The organism is Bradyrhizobium lablabi, assembly GCF_001440475.1.
In the GTDB taxonomy this organism is placed as follows: Bacteria; Pseudomonadota; Alphaproteobacteria; order Rhizobiales; family Xanthobacteraceae; genus Bradyrhizobium; species Bradyrhizobium lablabi.
Genome location: NZ_LLYB01000025.1, coordinates 1 through 11,186, shown reverse-complemented (window position 1 = coordinate 11,186; position 11,186 = coordinate 1). Strand labels below are relative to the sequence as shown.

7 protein-coding genes are annotated in these 11,186 nt (G+C 59.4%); 1 reads left to right on the top strand and 6 read right to left on the bottom strand.

Annotated elements, in window-relative coordinates; genetic code table 11:
• Window positions 1–1,865 precede the first annotated feature (1,865 nt).
• Window positions 1,866–3,692, bottom strand: a complete 1,827-nt coding sequence (glmS, locus tag CQ14_RS00475; protein ID WP_057855998.1) for a glutamine--fructose-6-phosphate transaminase (isomerizing) — start codon at window positions 3,690–3,692, stop codon at window positions 1,866–1,868.
• Window positions 3,693–4,935: 1,243 nt separating this feature from the next.
• Between glmS and CQ14_RS00470 the strand changes: the two genes are divergently transcribed.
• The gene (locus CQ14_RS00470; RefSeq protein ID WP_245320082.1) at window positions 4,936–5,682 is read left to right on the top strand and encodes a hypothetical protein; all 747 of its coding nucleotides are present in this window, start codon (window positions 4,936–4,938) and stop codon (window positions 5,680–5,682) included.
• A gap of 884 nt (window positions 5,683–6,566) precedes the next feature.
• On the opposite strand, the gene CQ14_RS44355 is transcribed toward CQ14_RS00470, so the two are convergent.
• The 5 genes from CQ14_RS44355 to CQ14_RS43085 all read right to left on the bottom strand — a co-directional run bounded on the left by CQ14_RS44355 (window position 6,567) and on the right by CQ14_RS43085 (window position 10,451).
• The gene (locus CQ14_RS44355) at window positions 6,567–6,920 is read right to left on the bottom strand and encodes an AMP-binding protein (protein ID WP_199805398.1); all 354 of its coding nucleotides are present in this window, start codon (window positions 6,918–6,920) and stop codon (window positions 6,567–6,569) included.
• Window positions 6,921–7,041: 121 nt separating this feature from the next.
• Window positions 7,042–7,560, bottom strand: a complete 519-nt coding sequence (locus CQ14_RS45450; RefSeq protein WP_245320080.1) for a CehA/McbA family metallohydrolase domain-containing protein — start codon at window positions 7,558–7,560, stop codon at window positions 7,042–7,044.
• Window positions 7,557–7,862, bottom strand: coding sequence for a CehA/McbA family metallohydrolase domain-containing protein (locus tag CQ14_RS45445; RefSeq protein ID WP_057855995.1), 306 nt, complete (start codon window positions 7,860–7,862; stop codon window positions 7,557–7,559). Before CQ14_RS45445 ends, CQ14_RS45450 begins: the two co-directional genes overlap by 4 nt.
• On the bottom strand, window positions 7,814–9,445 hold the full coding sequence (locus CQ14_RS45440) for a hypothetical protein (RefSeq protein ID WP_057855994.1): 1,632 nt from the start codon (window positions 9,443–9,445) through the stop codon (window positions 7,814–7,816). The genes CQ14_RS45445 and CQ14_RS45440 overlap by 49 nt, the downstream gene beginning before the upstream one ends.
• A 763-nt stretch (window positions 9,446–10,208) precedes the next feature.
• Complete coding sequence (locus tag CQ14_RS43085; protein ID WP_156434586.1) at window positions 10,209–10,451, bottom strand: hypothetical protein; 243 nt, start codon at window positions 10,449–10,451, stop codon at window positions 10,209–10,211.
• Between the last annotated feature and the right edge of the window lie 735 nt (window positions 10,452–11,186).

The window sequence follows — 11,186 nt, the reverse complement described above, 5'->3', positions numbered from 1 at the left end:
CCTAGGCCATATGGCCGAGTAGCTGGTCGAGCCCCCCGCTGCGCGCGCGGGCGAACGCATCGGCACGAGCCTCAGCAATGCAGCACCGCGCAGGAACGAGGCCCAGTCGGCGGGATCACATAGGCAGTCACGTTGGCGACTGGCACCTTCATCTTTTGGTACAACGCATTGGGCGGTCTTCCTGCTGCAACTGACGAAAGATCTGGGTTTGGAGGGCGGGACTGTGTCGGCATGGTGCTCGGCATCGGTGCACCTGTGGTGTTGTCGGCGCGGTCACCGCACCGTGAGCGGGACGCGCGATCGGCCTCAGGCCGGTGCAGATGGAAGCGCTGGCGCTCAGCGCTGGAAGCATGACCCTGGCTGCGCTTCTCACCCGGCCATGGTGGTCGACGGTAATGTGCGTCGTACTGTCCAAGAGGTTAAAAACGTGCAGCAGGTCCTCATTCGATACTGCGCTAGCCAGGCATGGGCTGCGGGGCCGGTGAACGCGAGCATCCGGAGCGTGATTTGGAGGCTGGCGCCACTAGCTCGCTGGTCGGCGGCGCGGCGGGTGCCGCATTGAGTAATCTAGCTGCCCATCGACGATGGGCAGGACGGCAGATCTTCTGTGCGGACAAATGGACTTCAGAGTTCGCATTGATCAGTTTCGACTTTACCCCAGCAACTCCGATTGATTGAGACCCCGGCGTCCGCAGACTCGCCGATGCCAGCTGTGCAAGCGGGCCACAGGCCCGCGAGACTCCGAGCGGCGCTCTTTTCGCAGAAGCCGCGACGATGACGCGCAGAACAACGTGAGAGCTCTGTCCTAAAAATCGGACTCCCGCACAATGGCTTGGCCAGCTCTTCACGGGCGACCGCCGGTGTCAAGCCACGGGGGGACACCTTGTACCCGCTCGGAGCTAGTCCTGCCGCTCGCGCACCAAAAACCTTGCGATGAGCACCTAAGCTCACGGAAGCGACACCTCTTCTCGAGTCATCGTCTGCGCATCGTAAATTCTGATCTGAAGCATTGGAAAGCGCTTCTTCAGATCTTCTGCCCCTCACTTTGCTCCGTCTCTGCTCACAAATTCGGCTTTCAATCGACCATCCACTTCAAGCGCGTAGCCTGACGTGGGCAGTTCGCGTGCGGCAGCAACCATTTCGTTTCTCCCTCGCATTGGGATTGTTGGAAGATAATAGCCTAGCGTGAGTCGCTCAAATCGCGCCAGCGGCAGAATGAGTCTGTGTGAGTCGTGGCGAAGCGATAGTTTATGAGCAAATTGGCCTTCCACCTTCGCTAGTCGGGGAATTCCCTCATTTCTTCGCAGAGATAAGAACGCTGAATGCCACAACTTCCAGCGTGGATCGCGGCACTTGTAAGAGGAACGGCACAGGGTGGATACCGATCATGCACATCGCAGGTAACGAACATGGCCGTCGCCGATGAGAAACGGCCCCGCGATCGAGCGGTCGGGCTCACACTAAAAGCGCCCAAGGTCAGGAAGCTTGGCGCGACGAACATGAGTAAGAGCTCAAGAAGCCGAATTTGCGGTGGGACCTGGACTCGCGCGCTGGCCAGCCGGATCAGCAGCGCCCGGCCGTGGTGTTAGCCGACTAATTCAAGCGGACCTTAGTTTCCGATGCACCTCGAGCCCTGTGAGAATGCCGGTTCGGGAGCTGAACTCCAGTTGTACGTTTTAAGCCATTGGCGTTTGGAGATGCGAACCACTCATGTCGGAAGGCGACACGGACGCACGCAGCAACGACGAGCGGCATCAACATGGATGAGAGAGAAATTGAGGATCTGCTCGGGTTTGGTTTGCCCAGAACCGACATACCTAACAGGAACGCCTATGGCTGCCACCCGCGACTTTGGCCCTGCCCGCCTATTCTACGGTCACCGATTTCGCGAGATTGCGTGGCTGATCGACGTCCGCTCCCATTACGACAGCGGTGTGGTAGGCCAAGAGCTGCACCGCAATGGCATAGATCATGGGTGTAAAGGTTGCAGCCACGTCTGGCAGCACAATGGTCACGAGCGCATCCACCGTCGCTTTCGAAGCTCCTGTCGCATCGGTCATCAGTATGATGTTGCCAGCACGAGCGGCGACTTCCTGCATGTTTGACACGGTTTTTTCGAAAACTCGGTCGTAAGGAGCGATCACCACCACCGGCATGCTCTCGTCGATCAGCGCAATCGGGCCGTGCTTGAGCTCGCCGGCGGCATAGCCTTCGGCGTGAATATAGGAGACTTCCTTCAGTTTGAGCGCGCCTTCCAACGCCACGGGGAACGACGTGCCGCGGCCGAAATAGAGCACAGCGCGCGATTTGGCGATATCGCGCGCTAGCTTCTCAATCTGCGGTTCGATCGCGAGCGCCTCAGCGATCAGCCGCGGAACTTCGATCAGCTCACCCACGAGCTTCAACTCATCGATGTCGGACAATTCTCTACGCTGTTTGCCCGCGGCGATCGCAAGGGCGGCCATCACCATCAGCTGACAAGTGAAAGCTTTGGTCGAGGCGACGCCGATTTCCGGACCCGCAAGTGTCGGCAGCACGGTTTCGCTCTCGCGCGCAATCGTAGACGTCGGTACGTTAACCACGGAAATCGTGTGCAGACCCTGCGCCTTGGCGTAGCGCAACGCGGCCAGCGCGTCGGCGGTCTCGCCGGACTGCGAGATGACGATCGCGAGATCCCCCTTGCGCAAAGGCGCCTCGCGGTAGCGGAGTTCGGAGGCGACATCGATCTCGACCGGTATACGCGCCAGCCGCTCGAACCAATACTTGGCGACGTGCCCGGCATAGCTTGCGGTACCGCAAGCGGTGATCAAGATGCGCGTAATGTCGTTGAAGTCGAATGGCAGTTCGAGCGGCAGCGCGATGCGCTTGGCGGCCATGTCAACATAACGCGCCAGCGTCTGCCCGACCACTTCCGGCTGTTCGTAAATTTCCTTGGCCATGAAGTGGCGATAATTCGCCTTGTCTACCAGGAGCGATGACGCGCCGGACTTCAGAGTTTCCCGGTGGGCGATGGCGCCTTTCGAATCATAGATGACGCAGATCGTACGGGTAAGCACGGCCCAGTCGCCGTCTTCAAGATAGGTGATTGTATCGGTGAAGGGCGCGAGCGCGATCGCATCCGATCCCAAATACATTTCGCCGTCGCCATACCCGATCGCGAGCGGCGACCCCCTGCGCGCGCCGATCATGAGATCGTTATGACCTTTGAACAGGAATGCCAGCGCGAACGCGCCGCGCAACCGCGGCAGCAACGTTTTCACTGCATCCTGCGGTGAGTAGCCATGCTTTAGATAGGATTCGACGAGATGCGCCACCACCTCGGTATCGGTCTCCGAGGCGAATTTAGCGCCATTCTGCTCTAGCTCAGCGCGGAGCTCGCGGAAATTCTCGATGATCCCGTTATGGACGACGGCGACATTGTCCGTCATATGCGGATGGGCATTGCGCTCAGTCGGCTTGCCATGGGTAGCCCAGCGCGTATGACCGATACCTGTATGACCAGATAGCAGATCGCCGTGTAGCCGCGCCTCGAGATTTTTCAGCTTGCCTTCGGCACGCCGGCGCTCGAGATGGTCGCCTTCAAGCGTCGCGACGCCTGCGGAGTCGTAGCCACGATATTCCAGTCGTTTGAGTGACTCGACCAGCTGCCCCGCCACTGGGCCGCGCCCCAAAATGCCGACAATCCCGCACATGCCGATCAATGTCCTCCAGCCTCAAGGAAATCATCTTCAAAACCGCAGAACTTCTTAAACAAATTCAACTGGTCTGAAGGTACTCAATAGTCGTTGCGGATGGCGACATCGTTAGCGGTTCAACTCTGGAATTCGCTGTCGGAGCAATTAGCCTCGCCGCATGCACACGCGTGCTAGGTGTTAGAACTTTCAACCAACATCGGTTCGCCCAGCGCCGCGAGCCAAATACCCAGGCGCGGGTCCATGTTCCCGTGCGACAGCGAGCGATGGCGCAAACAGACTCTTTGTCCGGTAGCGAAGATAGCAATCGTAGTCGCAATAAGGTTCATTGGTGGAGATATCTCGCCGGTAGCGTGATCCCAGGGATCGACGACACTCGATGCAAATCGACGGACCGCGTGCCGTCCTGCGATAGAACTTCATAATCGTCGGTGACCTCGTCTTGCTTCCGCGGCGCGAGAGCCATTCAGGACTCTCGGGCCCGATTCTCGACGAGACTAAAACGATTGCGACTGATGGCTCAATTCTACGTACGTAAACCTTCGATATTGAAAGGGTTTGGAAAGCTATACGAAGGTTTGTAATCGGCCCCTCCTCCGTTAGTACTGATGTCAGCGGTCCGCCTTGCGCGGCCAGCTTGCGCGATCGCGGTTAGCGGAAACAGTTTGTCATGAACAGCCTCGCGCGCTCTGCCGTGCCGCCTAGGCACGCGTGGTCTATTCCAGAGTTGGACGCCAAGTTGTTCATGGGTCGCTCAGTGCCTCGACACAAAGGTTTTTATGATTGGTTGGCATTTCCAAGACGGCTGGCTGCTCAGGAGGGACCGCACTTCGATGCTGCGCTCCGCGCCGGGCTGGTGCCTAAATGCGGCCGCATGTTGAGAGTCAACACCGCCGCGAAGTGCCGTTGCATTGATCCAACCAAAGGTGCTTGCTGGAGCGCCCGCCGAGCAGTTGTCGTGAGCGGTTTGTGAGAAAGGCCATGCGACGCTGTCCTCAACAGTACACTCGGATTCGTATTGGTGATCGAGTAGGTTGAGATCAATGACAGCCGCGCCGGGGCTTCTAATGAGCCCGTTAAGGCGACGCTTCTGGCTAGTCTGAAGTGGTGCGGCCTCGAATTGCATCCCACCAAAACGAGCAGGCGACAGCATCGGTGTGTAGTTAATATGCTTTGCGAGCGTTCGGGAGGAACAAATGCCTCTGCCAGATCGCTCGTAGCGTTCGTGATTCGGAGGACTCGGATGATCACGCCGGTTCGACGGAATTGGAGTCCCAAAGAATTGTTCAATGCTCTGACGCCGGTGATGTTCACCGCCGAGCCATCAGTTGTGCGCGCGCGTTGCAAAAAGTTGTGGCCAGAACTGTATACTGAATATGACGCGAGGCATCTGAAAAACGAGTTGTCCGTCCGCAACTTGATCGCTACCGAGGAGGCTGCGGCATTCTTTGATGCCTGGGCCACGGACGAGGAGCGTCACGCCGAGGGCTTTATACAGATCATGGAGCTCGTCGCTGATGGATGCGAAGAAGATCTTTGGGAGAGATTGGACGCTCGATCACACAATTTTAGTGCAATCAATGAATACCTGAAAGACGAATTCTCTGTGATGGTTATGATAGCCTTTGATGAAATGTGCACCTGCCGCGCCTATGCTGCGGATAAGGGTTTCTATGCAGGACTTGGGAGCGATAGATTTGTTCGTTGGCTAAGGGAAGTGACTGCCGACGAGGCAGTTCACTCGATGAACGCAGTTAACGTTATCCGCGCCCGATACTCCGATCGCATCGGCGAAGTCGGCACAATCCTCGACGGCCTCACCAGCAGTGTCGCTGATGAGTCAGACTACGGCGGAACCTTCGTTCTGGATTACTTCGGCGAGAAGTACACGAAGGAGATGCTAGCCAACTGCCACGCTGCTATCCTGAAAAATGTTGCCAAGCCGCTCACGACTGCGGAGCGAGACGGACGGAGCGGTCGGCCAAGTTGAACTTAACTCTTCGCACCTGCGCGGAGTGATACCGTGGGTGTCCAGCTTGTCGCACATAGCGCGAAGCGGGACAACGAACGTGCCCATGCGATTGAAATGCGACTTTCCTTTAGGGACGGTGGACGAGGTCGGCCCTCGTCGCCTCGAGTCAACCCGCGCAAATGAATGTCTCGCGATCGCAGCAGGACGATCATGCAGGCGCGCGAGCTCGAATATGTCTCGGCGCGCCGCATGCTGGAGACACGACGCAGGCTACCCTGCCTTGCAGCCGAGCCAGCAATCTTGACTTTCGTAGCTGGCCGCGAAGCTCCTCTTTATGCCGAGGATGCGTCCTTCATCGAAGGGTTGAGGCCGGCTCTGATCAAGCGCGGCTTGGGTGTTGTCTTGTTGCAAACAACAAGCTCGGATTGCTGGCCCGGATTTCCGACGAGCCGCTGGACAAAGATGCCGGGGCGTCCGACAGAAGTGGGAAGCGGCGCGTCCTTGCGGCACTGCCTTGTGTCTGCATCCGCGCCCCCGCCTCATTGCTGAACGGATCGGCCACAAACCGTTCCTCCGTCAGCTGAGGTCGGTTCAGATAGCCACGCGCCACCCCCGAGCCGCCAATGTAAAGCTCTCCACAGCGCCAAAAGGAACAGGTTCACCTTGACTATAAAGTAGGTAAACTCGCGTGTTGCGATCGGTCGGCCGATGGGAGTCAATTTGCGGCCAACATATGGGCCAATCGCGAGATGGTGCTCCGTAACCACGTGGGCTTCTGTAGGCCCATACTGAGTGATCAACCTCGCCCTAGGGTGCAATTCGAAGAACGACCTAAGCATGGGGGTGGCCCGCAATTGCTCTCCCGATGTATGGATCTCCCTTAATGAGGGCAGCAGCTCTTCCTAAGCGCCCCAGACCTCCGCAAATTGGTTCAACGCTACCAGTGGGAGGAAAAGCTGCCCGATCGCCGCCCTCCACACAAATTCCAGCAAGGCGGAGAAGTCCGTACGGGTCTCTTCCTGCACGAGCACGAGGAGCCCGCCGTTTCTCCAGCAACTCAACAATTCCTGGAGCAACACGTCGGAATTCAGTGTCGTGAACTGAAGTGTGCGTCGTTTGGGCTCAAGCTCGGGTGACGACCAGACCAAATTCAAAAGCGACGCGTGGGGCATTGCGACGCCTTTGGGCGTGCGTGACGATGCCGAGCTGTAGATCACATGAGCGAGATGGCGTGACGTGAGGCCCAGCGCACGCACATCCGGATCCGACGCCGGCAGGTGCCGGACGTGCCATGGTCCGGGTGCGCCCCCGCGACGCCGCCAACACACACAAGCGGAAACGGACAGCAGATTCCTTTTATCCTAAGTTTTTGTTTCATCAATGCTCGCGTTCAACGTGAGCCGAATGGATCGGCACATGCTCGTGGCTTGCGCCGAGTTCGTGAAGCCTGTGATGAAGGCGATGATGTGCAAGCTCCAGGACAGCCCGCAGCCTTGAGTGCCGCGCTTCATCGGTCTTGGGTGCGATCGTATCCACGTAGGCGATCGATCCCTCAATCTGCGCGAGGACCGAGACCGCGTCCGCGGTCGCAAAGACGGGTTTGTCACCGACGTCGACATACACGGCACTGGTGTGGGCCGCAATGTCTGCCTCGCGCCCGGCGACACTGCCTCGAACACGGATAGCGACCCAACAGGACTCGGTGACGCCCAGCTCGAGGTGGTCGTTGCACGACAAGTCGCCGCATCGCACTTCATCGACGACAGTGCCGTTGCGGATCAACTCCACACGTGTCGGGCGAACGCTGACCGATTCGATCCGCCAGTCGATACTGACAGTGCCGCCTGAAGGAGGAATCGCGATCTTGCTCCCGGGACGCCGCCCTTCTACCGTCATGTAAGCGGCCCGACTGTGATGAACGTGTCGCCGCTGCGCACGGCATCCATCCAGTTGCGGTACGTAAAATCGCGCGCGCCCAGCTGCGCATAGGTCCGCGAGCCGCCGAGAAGCGCGGACGCGTCCATCTTGTCGGAACCTGCCACCAGCGGAAGGTGGTAGCCAATGTTGAGGTACCGGTACCAGTCGGCCAGACCGAAGGCGCTGATCTGCGCGGTTAGCGGGTTGAACGACATCATCTCCATCGCGTCGATTAAGCCGAGCACGATATCGGCCGCCCGCTCGGCTTCGGTCCGGCGCAAGAGAGCGGATTGATGATCTCGCCCTCGTAGCCGAGAAGCGAGATGTGCCCTAGAACCTGCATCCGGTTCTCCGTGCCGACGCGGACGAGGAACTCTCCGTCGCCGCCGAAGTTCTTGGCCCCGATCGTCGTGCGTCCGTCGAAATCGGCGACGTTGGTGAACAACTCGCCCCACTGCGCCGCGAGCAGGTTGACGACGTTGACACCCTCCGCCTTGCCCTCTAGCAGGGCTGTCTGCGGGCTCAGGAAATGGACGTGCGTATCGGAGCTGACCCAGCCCTGTTCGCGCCAGCGCAGCACTCTGTCCAGCTCGAAGGTAAGGCTTTCCGTATCCGTGGTGACTTCGACGATGCGACGCACAGGCCGCACCTCGAAGCCCCTGTTGATCTCGACGTACACGGGCCCAATCGGCAGGTCCGCGTCGCAGCTGCCATCCACATAGGCGTACTGGTTTAGGCCGTTCGCCAGCTCGCCGGCGAAGTTCTCGAACCTGCCGGTGTTTACCTTGCGGTGGTGTCCCTTGGGCGGCAGATACTCCCCCTGCGCGCCGTGGAGATGCAGGCGTGCGGCGACACGCACACCGCTGACCTTCTCAACGATGCGGATCTTGACGGGTCGCCTCGCCTGCTCGATGGGCACCGCGTCCAGCGATGTGCCTGCTGCGTTCCCGACGGCGTCCAGCGATTGAAGGTCCTGAACATACAAGCGGCCGTCGTCGGAGCGCAGGTAGAGCCTTGCGTCGGGGTGCGCGGAATACTCGACGATGATCTCGTCATTGGAGCGCACAGGCTGCACGTCAGGCTTGTCACCGAGCCAATCCGTTCTGGAGTACTCAAGTACGGCGCGGGCGGAGATGACCGAGCCGAGGTCCATGCCGATTTGCTCGCCGCGATGGTCGACATCTAGTTCGCCGAGCTTGTTCAGATGCACCCCGGGCGGCAGCCGCATCCTCAGCTTGCGACGGCCCTGCAGGCGCAGCGGATGCTCCGACAGCTGTGTCGTGCTCACCGCATAGACGAGCGAAGCCTCTTGCTCCGGACGCAGGCTCAGGCCCACGAGCTCCTTCTCTGGATGCGGATTTGGCAGCGCATAAAGCCACAAATTCTCGCGTTCCCGATCCATGCGTCCCGATTCGGTGCGAGCCTCGCCGTTGATGAAGCTAGTGCCCGCCGCTCGCCCGAGCGCGAAGTTTTCTCCGGTGCTCGCGTGCACGATTGGCCCACGCAACGGCACGGCCCCGAATGCACTCGCACTCCATACGATGTGTTTCTGCTGGATTGCGAACCGCCGCAGCACGGGCACGTCCGCGACGCTGTCGTCGGCATATCGGAGCGCATACGTCGACACCCGACTGCCGAGCGGGTTGCCGTCCGCAGAGTGCGCGGCTGGCCCGATCTCGCCAAACCCTTCAGGCCTCACGGGTCGATGGTCCGTGACCACATGCACAAAGAGCACGTAGCTGGCCAATGTGGGTAACAGTGAGATTTCGGTAGGACCCTCCCCCGTCCGCAAGGCCAGCACATCGGGCCCTGCATCGTCGCCGAATAGAAACGGGATGCCGCGATGCGTCTGCGGCCCCCGCATGAGTCGATCCAGCCGGTGTCGCCAGCGCGCTTGCCGAGCCGCTCGTCCAGCTCCCGGCGCCTGGCATTGAAATATGGCTTCAGATCCACGGGCGTGAAGTGCGGCGAAGAGGGTGTTTTCATTCGATGGACTCCAGTTCTGGGAAGTCGTCGCCGAGTCCTATTGATTCGGCAGCAGACCGTTGAGCTTTTTCGACTGGATGAAGTCGCATGACGTATGGACAAAATAGACGAGAGGTCACTGGCGATCGGAATTCCGATTGAGCGTTGAGGGCAAGCAAATGGATGATGGTACTGTCATAGTGGCGTGTGCGCGGGACCCTGAATGCAAGGAGAACATGGGTCGTCGCAACACTTCTGGCGGAGACGATAGCTCGTGTACTTCCGTCAGCTGAGGTAACGCTGTAGACCACGCCTACAGTGGACACGAAGCATCTCAGTTCGACGCAACGTAAAAGCATTTCTTTGGGACCTCGGTGACGTCGGCGACATTCCTACCTGAAGAGCAACCCGCCGGTTTTCCGCAGTCGCTCCCGAGACAGCTCCCGGACTTTGCGGCCTCGGCGCATATTCAGTAGATCCGGCCAGCCGGCGCTAGCCCCGTCCGAATGCAAGACTTCAAAGAAGTAGCTATCGAAGATCAACTCGACGGTCTCTGCAACGGCGATATCGCGCACGACTGCTCTTTGGGTAACGTATCCATTTGTAAGATTTCCAGGCGGTCGCTCGTACGCCGGAGCCGACGCTGTGCGCGATCAATCGCGTCACGGTACGCTCCGCGAAATATCGGTACTTGGCGCCTCGTGAGGCCCAAGTGCTAGGCCAGACAGCCACAATGCCGATACCGCGGCGATGGCCGTGGCCGCGGTATCTCGGCTGGTGTTCGGGATGGCCGGATCGTCGAAGTCCCAAACCAGATCCACGGAAACATGGTCGATCCGCCATCCAGCATGCGGCCACAGGTGCTCCGTCGGGCGAACCATGGCGGCATAGCCGGTGTACAGCATAGCCCATACCTACGCGCGCGCCATGCTGCCGTCGATGCAGCCTTTGCGTCTGTGTGTGCGTTCTACCCACCTTACCGGTGGGAAGGTCGAGCGTGGATGATGGGGCGACCAAATCATCCGGACGCACATGGATTTCGAGCAGCCGCCGCATGTAAGCGTTGGCGACCGCCTCCACCTGAGAATTGCCCGGCTGTGCCAAGGCTCAGTAAACCAGGCTTGTCGCCCAGAGCGAGTGGCTGCTGCTCTCCGCAGCCTCAACAGCACTGGCCTCTTCGACCTTGCCGCCTGGAGCGCAAGTTCGCGCACGGCTTTATTACGACTTGGCGCCCGGAAGACATCGTCCGGCTCAAGCGTCGTATAGCGGCTAAGATCAGCTATACTTTCATTCGAAAGCGGCTCGAACGGCTTGGCTTGGTGAGCCGCGGTGCATTTGCGACGGTACAGTTCAAAAGCTCGGGAGCAAATGCTCGGGGTGCCCTATTGGAAAGCCCGGATGCGCGGGAGGACGGTGGGATAACCTTGGCCCTACGGGTTCTAGCGCCGACGGACCATATATGTGTCAACCAGTCCACCTGCGCTTAATCTCTGCGAAGTACCCACCTGCCGGCGTAGCACCTCCCGCTTTTCAAGTGTGAACTCGGCGAGAGGGCCATCCCCATCGCAGATTTCAAGTCCGCCGCTGAAACCCTAGGTGGTGTGGACACTTATCGCAGCCATAGGACGGTGGCAGCGAGA